General features: G+C 65.8%; 17 protein-coding genes. 5 read left to right on the plus strand and 12 right to left on the minus strand.

The annotated features are described in order from the left end of the window. Window positions 1-18 precede the first annotated feature (18 nt). From XH79_RS00270 to XH79_RS00280, 3 genes are all read right to left on the minus strand, one after another. Entirely contained in the window at window positions 19-1086 is a 1068-nt protein-coding gene (locus XH79_RS00270; RefSeq protein ID WP_271580219.1) for an enoyl-CoA hydratase/isomerase family protein, read from the minus strand. Then, window positions 1083-2228 (minus strand): isobutyryl-CoA dehydrogenase, encoded by a 1146-nt coding sequence (locus XH79_RS00275; RefSeq protein WP_271580220.1) that lies wholly within the window; start codon window positions 2226-2228, stop codon window positions 1083-1085. The genes XH79_RS00270 and XH79_RS00275 overlap by 4 nt, the downstream gene beginning before the upstream one ends. 121 nt (window positions 2229-2349) lie before the next feature. Further along, the gene (locus XH79_RS00280) at window positions 2350-3846 is read right to left on the minus strand and encodes a CoA-acylating methylmalonate-semialdehyde dehydrogenase (RefSeq protein ID WP_212337531.1); all 1497 of its coding nucleotides are present in this window, start codon (window positions 3844-3846) and stop codon (window positions 2350-2352) included. A gap of 102 nt (window positions 3847-3948) precedes the next feature. Between XH79_RS00280 and XH79_RS00285 the strand changes: the two genes are divergently transcribed. Then, window positions 3949-4863, plus strand: a complete 915-nt coding sequence (locus tag XH79_RS00285) for a LysR family transcriptional regulator (RefSeq protein ID WP_271580221.1) — start codon at window positions 3949-3951, stop codon at window positions 4861-4863. Between the two features lie 103 nt (window positions 4864-4966). Here XH79_RS00285 and XH79_RS00290 read toward each other — a convergent pair whose 3' ends face one another. Continuing rightward, window positions 4967-5587, minus strand: a complete 621-nt coding sequence (locus XH79_RS00290) for a TetR/AcrR family transcriptional regulator (protein WP_271580222.1) — start codon at window positions 5585-5587, stop codon at window positions 4967-4969. A gap of 70 nt (window positions 5588-5657) precedes the next feature. Further along, window positions 5658-6185 carry a PaaI family thioesterase gene (locus XH79_RS00295; protein ID WP_212337537.1) on the minus strand — a complete coding sequence of 176 codons (528 nt, stop codon included), beginning with the start codon at window positions 6183-6185 and terminating at the stop codon, window positions 5658-5660. A 157-nt stretch (window positions 6186-6342) separates the two neighbouring features. Between XH79_RS00295 and XH79_RS00300 the strand changes: the two genes are divergently transcribed. The 3 genes from XH79_RS00300 to XH79_RS00310 all read left to right on the plus strand — a co-directional run bounded on the left by XH79_RS00300 (window position 6343) and on the right by XH79_RS00310 (window position 10002). After that, the gene (locus tag XH79_RS00300; protein WP_271580223.1) at window positions 6343-7113 is read left to right on the plus strand and encodes an enoyl-CoA hydratase; all 771 of its coding nucleotides are present in this window, start codon (window positions 6343-6345) and stop codon (window positions 7111-7113) included. A 286-nt stretch (window positions 7114-7399) separates the two neighbouring features. Continuing rightward, window positions 7400-8596 carry an acetyl-CoA C-acyltransferase gene (locus XH79_RS00305; protein WP_271580224.1) on the plus strand — a complete coding sequence of 399 codons (1197 nt, stop codon included), beginning with the start codon at window positions 7400-7402 and terminating at the stop codon, window positions 8594-8596. A 110-nt stretch (window positions 8597-8706) separates the two neighbouring features. Continuing rightward, window positions 8707-10002 carry an MFS transporter gene (locus XH79_RS00310; RefSeq protein WP_271580225.1) on the plus strand — a complete coding sequence of 432 codons (1296 nt, stop codon included), beginning with the start codon at window positions 8707-8709 and terminating at the stop codon, window positions 10000-10002. Here XH79_RS00310 and XH79_RS00315 read toward each other — a convergent pair. The 7 genes from XH79_RS00315 to XH79_RS00345 form a co-directional block, all read right to left on the minus strand. Continuing rightward, entirely contained in the window at window positions 9999-10337 is a 339-nt protein-coding gene (locus XH79_RS00315) for a carbohydrate porin (protein ID WP_271580226.1), read from the minus strand. The genes XH79_RS00310 and XH79_RS00315 overlap by 4 nt on opposite strands. Window positions 10338-10515: 178 nt before the next feature. Next, window positions 10516-11007 carry a hypothetical protein gene (locus tag XH79_RS00320; protein WP_271580227.1) on the minus strand — a complete coding sequence of 164 codons (492 nt, stop codon included), beginning with the start codon at window positions 11005-11007 and terminating at the stop codon, window positions 10516-10518. Between the two features lie 174 nt (window positions 11008-11181). After that, window positions 11182-11805 (minus strand): 3-isopropylmalate dehydratase small subunit, encoded by a 624-nt coding sequence (gene leuD, locus XH79_RS00325; protein WP_271580228.1) that lies wholly within the window; start codon window positions 11803-11805, stop codon window positions 11182-11184. Then, entirely contained in the window at window positions 11802-13211 is a 1410-nt protein-coding gene (leuC, locus tag XH79_RS00330) for a 3-isopropylmalate dehydratase large subunit (RefSeq protein WP_271580229.1), read from the minus strand. The genes leuD and leuC overlap by 4 nt, the downstream gene beginning before the upstream one ends. 3 nt (window positions 13212-13214) lie before the next feature. Continuing rightward, window positions 13215-14210 carry a Bug family tripartite tricarboxylate transporter substrate binding protein gene (locus tag XH79_RS00335; RefSeq protein WP_271580230.1) on the minus strand — a complete coding sequence of 332 codons (996 nt, stop codon included), beginning with the start codon at window positions 14208-14210 and terminating at the stop codon, window positions 13215-13217. Between the two features lie 47 nt (window positions 14211-14257). Further along, the gene (locus tag XH79_RS00340; protein WP_271580231.1) at window positions 14258-15472 is read right to left on the minus strand and encodes a CaiB/BaiF CoA transferase family protein; all 1215 of its coding nucleotides are present in this window, start codon (window positions 15470-15472) and stop codon (window positions 14258-14260) included. Next, window positions 15469-16428 carry a hydroxymethylglutaryl-CoA lyase gene (locus XH79_RS00345; RefSeq protein WP_271580232.1) on the minus strand — a complete coding sequence of 320 codons (960 nt, stop codon included), beginning with the start codon at window positions 16426-16428 and terminating at the stop codon, window positions 15469-15471. The genes XH79_RS00340 and XH79_RS00345 overlap by 4 nt, the downstream gene beginning before the upstream one ends. A 128-nt stretch (window positions 16429-16556) precedes the next feature. On the opposite strand from XH79_RS00345, the gene XH79_RS00350 reads away from it, so the two are divergent. Next, the gene (locus tag XH79_RS00350; protein WP_271580233.1) at window positions 16557-17516 is read left to right on the plus strand and encodes a LysR family transcriptional regulator; all 960 of its coding nucleotides are present in this window, start codon (window positions 16557-16559) and stop codon (window positions 17514-17516) included. The last annotated feature ends 88 nt before the right edge of the window (window positions 17517-17604 follow it).

A 17604-nucleotide genomic window follows, 5' to 3' on the forward strand; every position in this document is an offset into this window, starting at 1 on the left:
CCTCCGCTGTAGCGTTGATTAGTTGAACTTCAGCTCATCAGTGCCGATCTCGGCGAGATACGGCGCAAGCATGTCCGACGTCACATCCTCGATGCGCGGCGGCGACCAGGTCGGATTGCGGTCCTTGTCGATCACGGCGGCGCGCACGCCCTCGCGGAAATCGTCGCTGCGGAAGACCTCCAGCGCGGCGCGGTATTCGCGCGCCAGGCACTCCTCCAGGCTCGACGATGTGCGCGCGAGCCGCAGCAGTTTCAGCGTCACCACCATGCCACGCGGCGATTTTTCGTTGAGCGTCTTCAGCGTCGCCTGTGCGAACTCGGAACCGTCGCGCTTCAGCGCCGCGACGATGTCCTCCATGCGGTCGAAGCCGAACAGCGCATCGATCGCCGGCTCCTTCGCCGCGACCGGCCCTGCGGTCTCGCCGGTTGCAAAGCTGCCGATGAGCTTTCCGACCTCGGCGGCCGTCGCACCGGAGCGCAGCTTCGTCAGCGCCTCGCGCAGCTCCGGGAGTCTCGCGGACGGTACAACCCAATCGGCAAACTTCGCGTGGATCGCGTCCGGTCCGTTCATGGTCTGGCCGGTCAGACCAAAATAGGTGCCGATCTCGCCCGGCGAATGCGATAGCAGAAAAGTGCCGCCGACGTCAGGGAAGAAGCCGAGCCCGACCTCGGGCATCGCGAGTTTCGTGCGGTCGGTTACCACGCGATGACTGGCATGCGCGGAGAGCCCGACGCCGCCGCCCATCACAATGCCGTCCATGAAGGCCACATAGGGCTTTGGGAACTTCTTGATCCGGGCATTGAGGATGTACTCCTCGCGCCACAAAATCTTGCCGAGATCACCGTTAACCTTGGAGCTTTCCCAGAGCGTGCGGATGTCACCGCCGGCACACAGGCCGCGTTCGCCGGCGCCTTCCAGCACGATCACAGCGACTGCGGGATCGGACTCGAAGCGGTCGAGCGCCTTTTCGATGTCGCGAAACATCTCCAGCGTCACGGCATTTATCGCCTTGGGACGGTTGAGCCGGATGATGCCGGCGGCGCCCTCGACGCGGGCGATCAGATCACCCTCTTCCACTCCACTCATCGCGCGCCCTCGATCAGTTTGCGCGCCACGATGAGCCGCATGATTTCATTGGTGCCTTCGAGGATCTGGTGCACGCGCAGATCGCGCACGATCTTCTCGATGCCGTATTCGCTGAGGTACCCGTAGCCGCCGTGAAGCTGCAGCGCATGGTTGGCGACCTCGAAGCCGACATCGGTGCCGAAGCGTTTTGCCATCGCGCACAGCATGGTGGCGTCGGGGTCCTTGCGGTCCAGCGCCGCCGCAGCCCGCCACAGGAAAGTGCGTGCGGCCTCGAGCTCGATCGCCATGTCGGCGAGGCGGAATTGCAAGGCCTGGAATTCGTCGAGACGCTTTCCGAACGCCTTGCGCTCCTTCATGTAGGCGCGCGCCTTGTCGAGCGCGGTCTGCGCGCCGCCGAGCGAGCAGGCCGTGATGTTGAGCCGGCCACCGTCGAGACCGGCCATTGCGATCCTGAAGCCTGTGCCCTCCTCGCTCAGGCGGTTGGCGACGGGCACGCGGGCATTCTCGAACATCACCGCGCGGGTCGGCTGCGCGTTCCAGCCCATCTTGCGCTCATTGGCGCCGAAGGAGACGCCCGGCGTCTTGCCGTCGATGACGAGAGTCGAGATGCCACCTGGACCGTCGCCGCCGGTTCTGACCATTGCGACCAGAATGTCGGTGCCACCCGCGCCCGAGATGAACTGCTTCTGGCCGTTGAGGACGTAATGGTCGCCGTCGCGCACCGCGCGGGTGCGCAGGGCCGCCGCGTCCGAGCCCGCGCCCGGCTCGGTCAGGCAGTAGCTCGCGATCAGCTCCATTGTGCAGAGCTTCGGTAGCCATTGATGGCGCTGGGTGTCGCTGCCGAAGGCATCGATCATCCAGCTCGCCATGTTGTGGATGGAGATGAAGGCCGAGGTGGTCGGGCAGCCCGTCGCCAGCGCCTCGAAGATCAGCGCCGCGTCGAACCGCGTCATGGCGGAGCCGCCGACATCCTCGCGGATGTAGATGCCGCCCATGCCGAGCGTCGCCGCCTCGCGCATGACGTCGACGGGGAAATGCTTCTCCTCGTCCCAGCGCAGCGCGTGCGGCGCGATCTTCTCCGCCGCAAACGCCAACGCCATGTCGCGAACCGCGACCTGATCCTCGTTCAGAGCGAACTGCATGCTGGGCTCCTCACCTTCCTCGTCATTGCGAGGAGCGAAGCGACGAAGCAATCCGGACTGTCTCTGCGGAAAGATACTGGATTGCTTCGCTACGCTCGCAATGACGGGCTGGGCAACAGCCCTACTTCATCAGCGGGATCGAGAACTCCGCACCTTCCTTGACGCCGGACGGCCAGCGCGAGGTCACCGTCTTGGTCTTGGTGTAGAAGCGGACCGAGTCCGGGCCGTGCTGGTTGAGATCGCCGAAGCCCGACTTCTTCCAGCCGCCGAAGGTGTAGTAAGCGATCGGCACCGGGATCGGCACGTTGATGCCGACCATGCCGACGTTGACCTTGGCCGCGAAGTCGCGCGCGGCGTCGCCGTCGCGGGTGAAGATGGCAACGCCGTTGCCGTAGTCATGGTCCGACGGCAGCGCCAGCGCTTCCTTGTAATCGTGCGCGCGCACGACCGAGAGCACCGGGCCAAAGATCTCTTCCTTGTAGATCCGCATGTCCTTGGTGACGTTGTCGAACAGCGAACCGCCGAGATAGAAGCCCTTCTCGTAGCCCTGCATCTTGAAGCCGCGGCCGTCGACGGCGAGCGTCGCGCCTTCCTTGATGCCGATGTCGATGTAGCTCTTGACCTTCTCGACCGCCTCGCGGGTCACCAGCGGACCGTAATCGGCCGACGGATCGATCGAGGTGCCGATCTTGAGGCTCTCGACGCGCGGGATCAGCTTTTCCATGAGACGGTCGGCGGTGGACTTGCCGACGGGGACCGCCACGGAGACTGCCATGCAGCGCTCACCGGCCGAGCCATAGCCCGCGCCGATCAGCGCGTCGACGGCCTGGTCCATGTCGGCGTCGGGCATGACGATGGCGTGGTTCTTGGCGCCGCCGAAGCACTGGCAGCGCTTGCCGGTCTGGGCCGCGCGCTCATAGATGTACTGCGCGATCGGCGTCGAGCCGACGAAGCCGACGGCCTTGACATCGGGGTCGTCGAGGATGGCGTCGACCGCTTCCTTGTCGCCATTGACGACGTTGAGGATGCCGGCCGGCAGGCCCGCTTCCATCATGAGCTCGGCGAGCAGCATCGGCACGCCGGGATCGCGCTCCGACGGCTTGAGGATGAAGGCATTGCCGCAGGCGATCGCGGGCGCGAACTTCCACATCGGGATCATCGCCGGGAAGTTGAACGGCGTGATGCCGGCGACGACGCCGAGCGGCTGGCGCATCGAATAGATGTCGATGCCGGGGCCGGCGCCCTCGGTGTACTCGCCCTTCATCAGATGCGGGATGCCGCAGGCGAACTCGGCGACCTCGAGGCCGCGCTGGATGTCGCCCTTGGCGTCCGGCACGGTCTTGCCGTGCTCGCGGGCCAGCAGCTCGGCGAGCTTGTCGTAGTCGCGCTGCACCAGCTCGACGAACTTCATCATCACGCGGGCGCGGCGCTGCGGATTGGTCGCGGCCCATTCGGGCTGCGCGGCGCGCGCGTTCTCGACGGCGGCGCGGACCTCGGCCTTGGACGCCAGCGCCACCTTGGCCTGCACGTCGCCGGTCATCGGCTCGAAAACGTCGGCGGTGCGGCCAGAGGTGCCCTTGACCTCCTTGCCACCGATGAAATGTCCGATTGAACGCATGGGATGGTCTCCTTCAGGCCGAGCGTGGTCGCTTTGACAAATCCTATTGACCTGCATTTTATAGGATTCAAGTCTGAGATAATGCACCATAGATGTGCGAAAATGCTGGATCAAGGTCACATCGACTGGGACGACTTTCGCTTCGTGCTGGCCATCGTGCGGGGCGGCTCGGTGTCGGCTGCGGCAAAACAGCTCGGCGTCGACCATGCCACGGTGATCCGGCGCGTCGACCGGCTGGAAAAGCACCTCTCGGCCAAGCTGTTTGACCGACGCAAGACCGGCTATCTCCTCACCGAGGCCGGCCAGCGCGTCGCCGACAGCGCCGAAGCCATGGAATCGACCATCGTCGCCAACCAGGAGCAGGTCGGCGGCTCCGTGGCCCGGCTGACCGGGACGGTGCGGATCGGCGCCCCTGATGGCTTCGGCACCGCGTTCCTGGCACCGCGGCTGGCGCCGTTCGCCGACCGCTATCCCGACCTCGATCTGCAACTTGTGGCTACCGCGCGGCTGTTCAGCCTCTCCAAACGCGAGGCCGACATCGCGATCAGCCTGACCATGCCGAAGGAAGGCCGCATCGTCGGCCGCAAGCTGCTCGACTACCGCCTCGGCCTCTATGCCGCGCCCGGCTATCTCGACCGCTTCCCAAAAATCGCCGCACGGCAGGATTTGGTGCAGCACCGCTTCGTCGGCTACATCGAGGAGCTCTTGTTCACGCCGGAACTCGACTATCTGCCGCAGGTGTCGCCGCGGATCTCCGCGCGCTTTCGCAGCGCCAACCTGATCGCGCAGCTCAACGCCACCCTCTCCGGCTTCGGCATCGCCGTGCTGCCGCATTTCATGGCGAGCGATTATCCGCAACTGGTGGCCGTGCTGCCGGACGAGATCTCGATCACGCGGACGTTCTGGATGCTGATGCACGCCGACAGCAAGGACCTGGCGCGGATCAGGGCCGTGGCGGATTACATCTCCGAGATCGTGGAGCGGGACCGGGCGCTGTTTGCGGGGCGGACTTCGTAGGGTGGGTTAGCGAAGCGTAACCCACCATCGTTCATGCCGCGACGACAGAAGTGGTGGGTTACGCCTTCGGCTAACCCACCCTACGCATTCAACGGCATCTCGCCTAATTCTGCTTCTTCTTCGCCGGTGCAGCCTTCGCAGGCTCGCGCTTGGCGCCGCCCAGCGCGCTGTCCCGGCCCGCCTTCAGCACCTCGTCCGACAATTCGCTGGAGCCGGCGATGCGCGCCAGCAGCATAGTGCCGGCCATCGTCGCGAGCGTCGCGATCGCCTGCTTGCGAGCGGCCTTGCGCGGCACGTTCGGGATGTAATCGGTCATCATCTCGATCATCTCGTCGAGCTTGCCGGCGAAGGCCTTTCGCGTCTTCGGGCTCTCACGGGCGATCTCGGCACCGAGCGCAGGGATCGAGCAGCCATGACCGGGATTGTCGCGGTGCAGCGTCGAGAGATAGGCCTCCGTGATCAGCGCCAGCCGCTTCTCGGGCGAGGCCTCGCCGGTGATCTTGCGCCAATGCTCCATCGAGCGGTCCATGGCGTAGGCAAAGGCCTCGATCACCAGCGCCTCGCGCGAGTCGAAATGCGCGTAGAAGCCGCCATGGGTCAGGCCCGCCTCCTTCATGAGGTCGGCGACGCCGATTCCGTGCGCGCCCTTTTCGCGCAGCCGCACCGAGGCCTTCTTCACGATCCGGTCGTGGGTTTCCTGCTTGTGTTCCCGGGAATAGCGCATGGACGTCTCATTGAATGTCGAAGATCATCTCATAACACAGAAATGGACCAGGCGGTGAATTAATTCATGTTCAGACATTGCCGATCATGGAAAAGGTTGCAGTTGCATGGACCGCTAGCGCACCCTTGCCGTCGCGAACGAAACCCTCGGTATAGCTGGTCTGGCGTCCCAACTTGATGATCTTGCCTTCGGCCGAGATCAGCCCGGAACGCACCGACAGCGGGCGCAGGAAGGTCATTTTCAGGTCGAGGGTCACGGACGACTGCCCCGCCTCCAGCCGCGTCGAAATCGCACAGCCCATGGCGGTGTCGATCAGCGCCGCGGCGGTCGCACCGTGCAGCAGGCCGATGGTATTTTCGAGGTCCTCGCGCGGCTCCAGTTCCATGACGATCCGGCCCGGCTCGACCACGGCCATGGTGAAGCCAATCAGTTTTGCAAACGGCGGCGGTGGCAGCCGGCCGTCCCGGATGCCCAGCATGGCGTCCATGCCTGACAGGCCCATGGCCACCTTGGCAACCGGCGCAGGTACCTGCCAGTCCACCACGCGCTCGCGCCGCTGCGCGGGCGAAAACAGGTCGAGTTGATCGTTGTCGGTCATGGGGGCGCCTCTTTGTATGATCTATATCATACTATGCCACGGACTTCACCCTGGCAACTCTCCGCCCCCACCGGCTTGACAAGCAGGACGTTTCGGCTCGGAAGTAACGTCGACCGGCGCGCCTCGCGCCCGTCCACGAAACCTTCGAGACTCAACGATGGAAATGCTCAATAACCACTGCGGCGTGACGCGCGATGCGCGCGGCGTCGTTCATGTCGCGATCTGCAACGCCGGCGCGCTGAATATCCTGGGCTCGCCCGTGACCGACGCGGTGCGCGAAGGTCTGCGGAAGCTAGCGGCCGATCGCAGCATCCGCGTCGTGGTGCTGCGCGGCCAAAGCGAGAAGAGCATGATCGGCGGCGCCGACATCAAGGAGATGGCGAAGCTCGATCAAAAATCGGCCGAAGCCTTCATCAGCCGCCTGCGCGATCTCTGCGAGGCCGTGCGCCAGTTCCCGGCGCCGGTGATCGCGCGCATGCCCGGCTGGTGCCTCGGCGGCGGGCTGGAGGTCGCAGCCGCCTGCGATTTCCGCATCGCTGCGCATGATGCCCATTTCGGCATGCCGGAGGTCCGCGTCGGCATCCCCTCGGTGATCCACGCCGCGCTGCTGCCGCGCCTGATCGGCTGGGCTCGCGCGCGCTGGCTGGTGATGACGGCGGAGAACATCGACGCAGCCACCGCGCTGGCCTGGGGGCTGGTCGACAAGGTCGCCCCCGAGGGCGGCCTCGATGCGGAGATCGAGCATTTGGTGAAGGCCTTGCTCGAATGCGGCCCCGAGGCGCTGCGCTCGCAGAAGGCGCTGCTGCGGCAATGGGAGGAATTGCCGCTGACCGAGTCGGTGAATTTGAGCGTGAAAGTGTTCGGCGAGTCGTTCCTGACGGACGAGCCGACGCGGCTGATGCAGGCGTTTGTCAACCGGAAGCGGTAGGAGCGCTAGCTGAGTTAGGCTCTCTCCACTCCAAAGGTGTCATGCCCCGGCTTGACCGGGGCATCCAGTACGCCGCGGCCTCTCGGCTCAATCACAGCCGTCTCTGGAATACTGGATCGCCCGCCTTCGCGGGCGATGACAGTGTGCTGTGGGCAGCACCTCCCCCAATCGCACGACCAAATCTCATGCGAACCGCAAGATTTTCTCATCCCAGCCGCGGTTGCATTTTTTGCGCCGCATCATATGATGACCATAATCTTACCCGTCATCGCCAGGGAGCCACATCATGGCCGAAGCCGCCGATCCCGTCGTCATCGTCTCCGCCGCCCGCACCCCGCTCGGCCGCTTCATGGGCGAATTGTCGCCGCTCCCCGCACACAAGCTTGGCTCGCACGTGATCGGCGCGGCGCTGGAACGCGCAACACTCGCGCCTGAGAAGGTCGATGAGGTCTTCATGGGCTGCGTGCTGCCGGCCGGACAAGGCCAGGCGCCGGCGCGCCAGGCGGCACGTAGCGCCGGACTTCCAGACGCCACCGGCGCCACCACGGTCAACAAGGTCTGCGGCTCCGGCATGAAGGCGACCATGCTGGCGCACGACATCATCCGCGCCGGCTCGGCCGAGATCGTCGTCTCCGGCGGCATGGAGAGCATGAGCAACGCACCCTACCTGCTCGCCAAGGCGCGCGGCGGCTACCGCGTCGGCCACGACCGCATCATCGACCATATGATGATGGACGGCCTGGAAGACGCCTACGAGACCGGCCGTTCGATGGGCGATTTCGGCGAAGCGACCGCGGAGGCCTATCAGTTCACCCGCAAGGACCAGGACGCCTATGCGATGGAAACGCTGAGCCGCGCGCGCAAGGCGGTCGAGGGCGGCGCGTTCAAGGCGGAGATCGCGCCGATCACGCTGACCGAGAAGGCAGGTCCCCGCGTCATCGCCAACGACGAGCATCCGCTGAAGGTCGACCCTGCAAAGATCCCCGGGCTGAAGCCGGCGTTCCGCGCCAACGGCACGATCACGCCGGCGGCCTCCTCCGCCAATGCCGATGGCGCTGCCGCGCTGGTGCTGACGAAGCGTTCGCTTGCCGATCGGAGCGGTCTGCCCGTGCTGGCGGAGATCAAGGGCCACGCCACCCACAGCCAGGAGCCGCATTGGTTCACCACGGCACCGATCCCGGCGATCCGCAAGCTGCTGGACAAGGTCGGCTGGAGCGCTGATGATGTCGACCTGTTCGAGATCAACGAGGCTTTTGCCGTGGTGGCGATGGCGGCGCAACGCGACCTCGGCATTCCCCGCGACAAGCTGAACGTCAACGGCGGCGCCTGCGCGCTCGGCCATCCCATCGGCGCCACCGGCGCGCGGCTGATCGTGACGCTGCTGCATGCGCTGGAAACGCAAAACCTCAGGCGCGGGATCGCGGCGCTCTGCATCGGCGGCGGCGAAGCCACGGCGATCGCGGTGGAGCGTCCGGCGCATTAGCGCCAATGTCCGAAATTGAGGGAACTCTGTCATTTCAGACTTCCCTCGACTGTGCCAAATAATGAGGATGACGCGGGCCCCTTGAGGCTCGCCAACACGATTGAGGCCCAATGATTTCGAACTGGCTCGCGGCAGCACTGTCCCGCCGCAATATCCACTATGGCTGGGTGATGGTCGGCGTAACCTTCCTCGCCGCGCTGATCAGCGCCGGCACGGTCGGCGCGCCCGGCGTGTTCATCGTTCCCCTGCAGAAGGAGTTCGGCTGGAGCACGGCGCAGATTTCCTCCGCGCTGTCGATCCGCTTCATCCTGTTCGGGCTGATGGCGCCGTTCGCCGCCGCCCTGCTCAACCGCTACGGCCTACGCAACGTCACGCTGACGGCGCAGCTCATCGTCGTCTCGGCGCTGGTGCTCTCGCTCGGCATGACCGAAATCTGGCAGCTCATCGCGTTGTGGGGCGTCGTGATCGGCATCGGCACCGGCATGACCGCGCTGGTGCTGGGCGCGACCATCGCCACGCGCTGGTTCGCGGCACGACGCGGCCTCGTCGTCGGCATCATGACTGCGAGCGTCGCCACCGGCCAGCTCGTGTTCCTGCCGCTGCTGGCCAGCCTCACCGAACGTTTCGGCTGGCGGCTGGCGCTCGGCTTCGTCTGCATCATGCTCGGCGTCTCCGCGCTCGCGGTGCTGCTCGCGATGCGCGACCGGCCGAGCGATGTCGGCCTGCGTCCGTTCGGCGACGAGGGCACCGAGCCCCTGCCCGCCCCGCCGGTGAGCCACGGCTCGATCACGGCGGTGGCGCTCGGCACGCTGCGTGACGCCTCCAAGTCGACCGCGTTCTGGATCCTGTTTGCGACCTTCTTCGTCTGCGGCGCCTCGACCAACGGCCTCGTCCAGGTGCACCTGATCCCGATGTGCCTCGATTTCGGCATCCCGCAGGTGCAGGCCGCGAGCCTGCTGGCCGCGATGGGCATCTTCGACTTCTTCGGCACCATCATGTCGGGCTGGCTGTCGGACCGCTACGACAATCGCTGGCTCTTGTTCTGGTACTACGGCCTGCGCGGGCTCTCGCTGATCTTCCTGCCCTTCAGCGATTTCTCGTTCTATGGGCTCTCGATCTTCGCGATGTTCTACGGGCTCGACTGGATCGCGACGGTGCCGCCGACGGTGCGCCTCACCGCGCAGAAGTTCGGACCCGAGCGCGCCAATCTGGTGTTCGGCTGGATCTTCGCCGGCCACCAGCTCGGCGCCGGCACGGCCGCGTTCGGCGCCGGCTTCTCGCGGACGGTCTATGAAAGCTACCTGCCGGCCTTCTTCATCGCCGGCGCACTCTGCGTGTTCGCCGCGCTGATCGTGCTGGCGCTGTCGCGGCAGCCGAAGGCCGAGCCGAAGCCAGCGATGGCCTAATACCTGATCGTGGTGGTGACGCCGAACACTGCGGCGTCACCGATCCGCGAGACCCCGGTCGGATCGTTCGGGTTCGGGACGCCGCCCGAGGGACGGAACACGTACTGGAAGTAAGGCGCGATCAGCCAGCCCGCCTTGATATGCGCCTCGTAGATCATCTCGATCAGGGTCTCGTTGCTGCGCACCGGACCCTGGACGCCGGTGTAGACATTCGTGTCGATGTCGAGATTGCGCGCGGTGTTCGAGATCCGATGGCCGGGAATTCCGCCGCATTCAAAAACCCGTCGCGGTTCCGGTCGGCAAGCCGGAACAGCTGGTCCATATATCTCTTCCATTCCTCGCAGGTGTAGGCGCCGTCATGGTCATAGTCCCAGATCGGCGGCCCGTCGGGAAAGGGATCGGCGCGGGGCGGGCTCACGCCCGCCGGGGGCATTTGCGCGTGAGGTTGGGATATCCAGGCAAGAGAGAATGCGGCGACGAGCAAACCTCTGAGGGCTCGTAATGCGCTCGCTGTCACTTCGTCTCCTTGTTCAGTTCGATCGCGACCTCCGACATCCAGGAGCCCGGCGCTTCCATCAGGAACGATTGATGATTGGCTTTGGTCTGGATCGTCACCAGCGCCGCGACGGTGTTTCCTTCAATGCGCGCCTCGATCAAACCGTCCTTGTTGGTGCCGTAGACCTTGCCGCCCTGACGGTATTCGCTCTCGAACCAGTTGCCCGAGAGATCGGTCCCGCTCTGCTCGATATTCGCAGACAAGACCATCTTGTACGCGTCACTGGCACAGCGCAGGTCGAGGCTCACGGAACGTCCGGGCCGCGTGATGTTGTACGCCACCTTGCAACGGACCTTCTCGCGCGGGCCGTCCGACGGCTTCATCGTGCCGGTGCCCGACCATGTGCCGCCCAGATTGTCGAACACCGGCTCGGCGCGCAGCGGATTGATGCCGGCGAGCACGAGGCAGGCGGCGCCAATGGCGCGCGCCGCCAAAGACTTCAATAACATGTGTCAATCCTGATCCGTAAAATCCCGGCGCGTCCTATGCCCGAACAGCCGCGAGATGTTGGCGAAAATGTTTACGGATATTGCTGCACTTGCCTGAACGTTGCCAGGATCCGCGCCTCACTCGGTGTGAAACCGATATCTGCGCGCGCTGCCTTCCCGTCCGCACGCTCCGCTTCACGCCGCGAGCCATGGACAGGCTTCGGTCAGGCGACGCTGCGTCGCCGCGATGTCCGGGATGTACTGCGCGGTCAGTGCGAATTCGTCCACGCCCTGGACGATCATCTCCAGACCCATCTCGTCTGCGCTGAATGACCCAATGCTCTGGTCGTCGATTGCGATGCGACGCGCGAGGAGGTCGATCGACATTTGCGGCGGCCGGGGGCGGCTCAACGCGCTCACGATGCGGGCATGGGTCGGGGCATCGACGGTCGCCGGCAACAGATGGTTCTTGTAGGCGTTCTGCTCGAAGATCTCGGCAAAGCTCCTGGCAATGACTGCACGGAAGCCGTAGTCCAGCAGAGCCCATACGGCGACTTCGCGCGAGGAGCCGCAGCCAAAATTCTCGCCGGCAAGTAGGATCGGCCCTTGCGCGAATTGCACCTCGTTCAGCACGAAATCCGGCTTGAGCTGCCCAGCAGCGTCGAAGCGGAATTCGTGGAAGAGGATTTCGCGCAACCGATCCCGGCCGCCGCCATTGATCCGCTTGTGCGGTGCCGCCGGGACAAGCGCGTCGGTGTCGACATTGTCCCACAGCAGCGGAACGGCAACGCCTTCAAGGCTGGTGAGCTTGCCCGTCATGCCAAGGTCCTTGCCAAGGTCCTGACATCCGTGATCGCACCGTTGACCGCCGCGGCAGCAACCATCGGCGGGCTCATCAGATGCGTGATCGATCCCGGGCCCTGCCGGTTCTCAAAATTCCGGTTCGAAGTGGAGGCACAGCGCTTGCCGCGGCCGACGACATCGGGCCCGAGCGCCGCGCAGAGCGAGCACGCGGACTCGTGCCATTCGAAGCCGGCCTTGCGGAAGATCCGGTCGAGCCCCTCGGCCTCGGCCTGCCGTTTCACGCCGGATGACCCCGGGACCACCAGCGCGCGCACGGCCGGCGCGACCTTGCGTCCATCGACAACGCGCGCGGCGGCACGAAGATCGGACAGCCGAGCGTTGGTGCAGGAGCCGATGAAGGCGACGTCGATCGGTGTTCCCAGGATGGGCTTGCCCGCCTCAAGGTTGGCGTAGACCAGCGCCCGCTCCCATCGGGAGCGCTGCGAGCGGTCCCTCGCCGTCCCGGGATCAGGGACGGCGCCGTCGACGGGGATTGCATCTTCCGGGCTGGTGCCCCAGCTCACCATGGGGGCGATCGAACGCGCGTCGATGGAATACTCCTTGTCGAAATGCGCCTCGTTATCGCTCGCAAGATCGCGCCAGGCGGAAATCGCGGCATCGAACGCGGCCCCCTTCGGCGTTCGTGGACGTCCTTCGAGGTAGGAGAAGACCTCATCGTCGGGCGCGACCAGCCCGACCCGCGCGCCGAATTCGATGGAGAGATTGCAGAGCGTCATCCGCTCCTCGACCGAGAGGGCGCGGATGGCGCTGCCGGCATATTCGACGGCGCAGCCGGTGCCGCCATCCGTGGAGAAGCGCGAGATGATCGCCAGCGCAATGTCCTTCCCGCTGACCCAGGGATCGAGAACGCCATTGACGGTCACCCGCAACGATCTCGGCCGTGGCAGCCATAACGCCTGATAGGCGAGCGCATGTGCGATCTCCGTGCTGCCGATCCCGAACGCGATCGCCCCGAGCGCGCCGTTGGTGCAGGTGTGGCTATCGCCGCAAACCGCAGTCATGCCCGGAAGCACGGCGCCCTGCTCGGCGGCGACGACGTGGACGATGCCCTGCGCGGGATCGCCGAGCCCGATCAGGGGAATGCCGCGTTCGGTCACCTCGCGCCGGAACGCGCGTACCGTCGGCGCCATGACGGGATAGGTCTCTTCGGTCCGGCCCGGCGCGGTCGCGACGGTGTGATCGATCACCGCCAGGGTGCGCCCGACATCGGCCACCGCAAGGTTGCGCTCGCGCAGCGTCTCGAATGCGGGCAGCGAGGTCATGTCGTGGAGAAAGACACGGTCCAGCGTCAGCAGGTCTCGCGTCCCGTACGTCCTCGCCGTGTGGGGTTGCCAGATCTTCTCGAACAGCGTCCGCGGCATGCCCTACTCGCCCGTGATGCCAAGCGCGCGGACGAGCTCGCCCCGCGCCTTGTAGTCGATGTCGATCTGGCGCCTGAAGTCGTCCTGGCTGCCGCCCGTTGCGACCATGCCCTGCTTGTCGAGCCATGTGCGCATCGTCTCGGTCGCAAGGATCGCGTTGATCTCCTTGTTGAGGGCCGCGATCACCGGCGCCGGCGTCTGCTTCGGCAGCATCAGCCCGATATAGCTGATGATCTTGAAGCCGGGATAGGTCTCGCTGATGGCGGGCACGCCCGGCAGCAGGGGATAGCGCTGTTCGGACGTGACGCCGAGCAGCTTGATCTGGCCTGCGGTCGCCAGCGGCTCCACGGCCGTCGGCGCGCCGAAGATCAGCGGTATCTGCCCGGCAAGAAGGTCGCTCACCGACGCCGCCGTTCCCTTGTAGGGAATGTGGGTCATGGTGAATCCGCCGGACTTCTGCAGCATCTCGCCGGCGAGGCGATGCGGCGTCGAGGCGCCGGCGCTGCCAAAGCTCAGCGCCTGCGGCTTCTGCTTGCCGAGCGCGACGAGCTCGGCAACGGAATTGGCCGGCACATCCGTGGCCGCAGCCAGCAACAAAGGCGACCAGGCGACGCTGACGACGGGCTCCATCGCCTTGGAAAGATCGAAATGGTTGCTGGAGGCAAGGTGCGGATCGATGGTGAGCATCGCATCCGTGACCATCAGCACCGTGTAGCCGTCCGGCTCCGCCCGCGCCGCCGCCTGCGCGGCGATCATGCCGTTGGCGCCGGTCTTGTTCTCGATGACAACGGAGATCTTGAAGGTGTCGCCGAGCTGCTTGCCGATGATCCGCGCCAGCGCGTCGGCCTGGCCGCCCGCGGAATAGCCGACCAGCATCGTGATCGTTCGCGCGGGATAGGCTTGCGCCCTCGCAGGCCCCGCCATCGCAACCAGCCCAAGCAGCGCGATCGCGGCTGCCGGAATACGCGCCTTCCGTTGAAGCAGCATGCGGGACATCATGATCCCTTCCTTCCTTGTTGCAGATGGTGGCTCGGCCACTCTTGTTTTTATGCAGGTACGTTCGCGGACACGCCCAAGATGCCGGCGGCGCGCAGATCGGCGATCTCGCGCGCCGAATATCCGGCCGCGCCGAGGATGTCGTCGGTGTGCTCGCCGACGCGAGGCGGCTGGCGCTCGAGGCCCGGCCGGTCACGCGCGTCGCCGAACTCGACGGGCAGCGCCGGAATTCCGACCAGCGGTCCGCCACCAAAGCCGGCAATGGCCGTCGCCAGCAGTCCGCCATTGGCCAGCAGATGCGGATCGACCGACAGCTCATCCGGCCGCCCGACCCGCGAATACGCCACGCGGGCCGTTTCGCACTTGGCAAGAATCTCATCGAGCCGCAGCCGCGTGATCCGCCGCTCCAGCTCGGGAAGCATCCATTCGCGCGCCTCGCATCGATTGGCGTTGCCGAGGAGCCGCGGATCGTCGCGCCAGTCGTCGAAGCCGAACGCGTCGCAGAAGCGTTGCCAGTGCCCGTCGGAGGTGCACCCGATGAAGACCTGGCCGCCATCCGATGCCGTGAAGACGTCGTACACGCCCCAGGCATTCTTGCGGGCCGGCATCGGCGGCATCGGACCGCCGATCACGGCACTGCCGACGACGAGCGCGCCGAGCATGAAGGTCGCGCTTTCGAACAGCGAGCTCGAGACCTTCTGTCCGACGCCCGTGACGTCGCGTTCGCGCAGCGCCGACAAGGCTGCCACGACGCCGAAGACGCCGCCGAGGATGTCGATCACGGGCGCGCCTGCGCGCAGCGGCCGGCCGGGCGGCCCCGTCATGTAGGCAAGGCCGGATTGCATCTGCACCACTTCGTCGAGTGCGCCCCGGTTCTCGTAGGGGCCTTTCAGGAAGCCCTTCATCGAGAGATACACGAGCCGCGGGTTGATCTTGCGCAGATCGTCCCAGCCGCAGTTCAGCCGCTCGATCGTCCCGGGTCCAAAGTTCTCCAGCACGACATCGGCATCCTTCACCAGCCGATGCACGATCGCCTGCCCCTCCGGCCGCTTCAGATCGATCGCGATGGAGCGCTTGTTGCGGTTGTAGGTCGCGAAGAAACCGGCCGCGAAGCCCGGCAAGCGCCGGGTCGGATCGCCGTCGGTCGGCTCGATCTTCACGACATCCGCGCCGAGATCGGCGAACAGAACGCCCGCGCATGGACCCATGATGGTATGGCCGAAATCCAGCACCTTCAGTCCGGCGAGCGGCTTTGCGGAGGTCATGCGCCGGCCCTCCGCCGCATGGCGGCGAGCGTGCCCGATCGCAGCGCGGCGCTTGGCAGCCGGTGTCCGACGATCCGCTCGGCAAGCCGTCCGGCCTCGATCAGCGCCTCGATGTCGAGGCCGGTTGCGATGCCCATCTCCTCGCACAGCAACGCCAGCTCCTCGGTGGCGATGTTGCCGGGCGCCCCCGGCTGTCCCGCGAACGGGCAGCCGCCGAGCCCGGCCACCGCGGCATCGAACGCGGTGACGCCAAGTCGCAGCCCCTCATAGGCGCAGGCGATGCCCTGGCCGCGGGTATCGTGCAGATGCAGCGCGATCCGCAGATCGCTCCAGCGGTCGCGGACGGCCCCGACCGCCGCGGCGACCCGCTGCGGTGTGGCCCAGCCCATGGAATCGGCGAGCGACACCTCGCGCACCTCGATGCCGGCTTCGCGCGCGATCGAGAGCCCGTCGGTCACGGTCTCGACAACCCGCGCCGCCGGCACGTCTCCGCCGAAGTTGCAGCCGAACGCGGCCATGACGATGATCTTGGCAATCGGCACGCCCGCCTGGCGGTGCGCGCGCACATAGTTTCGCATCGCCTCGATCTGCCCGGCGCGATCGCGGTTGAGGTTGCGACGCGCGAACGGCTCGGAGGCGCTCAGCGAGATGAACCCCGCGAGCGTGAGCTTGTCCTTGAACGCCAGGGCGCGCTGCAAACCTCTGTCGTTGAACCACAGCGCCGTGTACTCGACACCTGCCCGGGGGTTGAATCCCGCAACGGCCTGCTCGGCGTCGGCCCAGCCCGGCACGTGCTTGGGATTGACGAAGGACGCGACCTGAACGCGCGAAAGCCCGGTCGCCGAGAGCGCATCGATCAAGGCGATCTTGTCCGCGGTCGCGATCGGCCCCGGCTCGATCTGAAAGCCTTCACGCGGTCCCTCCTCGGTGATGACGATCCTGTTCGGCAGATCCATGCCGCGACACTCCCGGAGCTGTTCTTATTGGTTCGGTCGAAGCTTGCCGGGCGACAAGACATCTGACAAATATAATATGAAGATCGCCGTAATCTGATTATTAGATCGATCGATGGGGGAGAAGTGCCATGGCGCTCGGATTACGGCAGATCAGATACTTCATCGCGATCGCCGACGCCGGCGTGCTGTCGCGGGCCGCCGAGAGCCTCAACATCGCGCAGTCCGCGCTCAGCCATCACGTTGCGGCGCTCGAAGCCGATCTCGGCGTGAAGCTTTTGGAACGGCGGCCACGCGGCATCGCGCTGACCGCGGCGGGACGCCGGCTCTACGAACATGGCAGCGCGGTGCTCGCGAGCCTGGGCAAGGCCGAGGAGGACGTGCGGACCTTTAACGAGGCGGCGATGGGACCGGTGAGCCTCGGTCTCAGCCACACCGCGATCGCGATGGTCGCGCTCGATCTGATGAAGGCGGTCCGCACGCATTCCCCCGGCGTGCACCTGACCATCATCGAAGCGCTGTCACCGGCGCTGATCGAGCGCGTCCTCTCGGGCACGGTCGATCTCGCGCTGGCGTACAATCCGCCGCGGGATGCCCGGCTGGATGTGGAGTGGCTGCACGAGGAAGATCTCTTCCTCGTCGGGCATTCGAGCCTGATCGGCCGGTCCTCCGGTCCGATCCCCTTCTCCGCCATTCCGCAGAAGAGCGTGCTCGGGCTGACGCCGCTGCCGGCCTCCCGCGCCATCATCCAGACGCAGGTCCTGCGCAACCAGATCGTCCCGAGCCCAACGCTCGAGGTCGATTCCCTCTCGGCGCTGCGCATGGCGCTCGAAGCCGGACTCGGATGCGCAATCCTCTCCCGCGCCACGGTGCTCGCAGACATCGCGGCGGAGAAATATCACGCCCGCCGCATCGTCGATCCGCCGCTGTCGCGTTCGCTTGCGCTGGTTGCTCTCGCAGACCGGCCACAAACCAAGGCCTTCCTCGAGGTCCGCAACACCGTAGCGGAGGTCGTCCGCGCCGCCGTGAATGAACGACGATGGCCGGCGAAGCGGAGCGAACGGCAACGTAGGCGCTCCAGCCCCTCATGAGGCCAAGGCGCGATGAGATCAATTCTCATCGCACCTTGATTTGTTGTCCGAGGATGATCTTTCCGGAAACCGCTGCGCGCTTTTTCGA

Origin of the sequence: Bradyrhizobium sp. CCBAU 45389 (assembly GCF_028128625.1) — a bacterium.
In the GTDB taxonomy this organism is placed as follows: domain Bacteria; phylum Pseudomonadota; class Alphaproteobacteria; order Rhizobiales; family Xanthobacteraceae; genus Bradyrhizobium; species Bradyrhizobium liaoningense_B.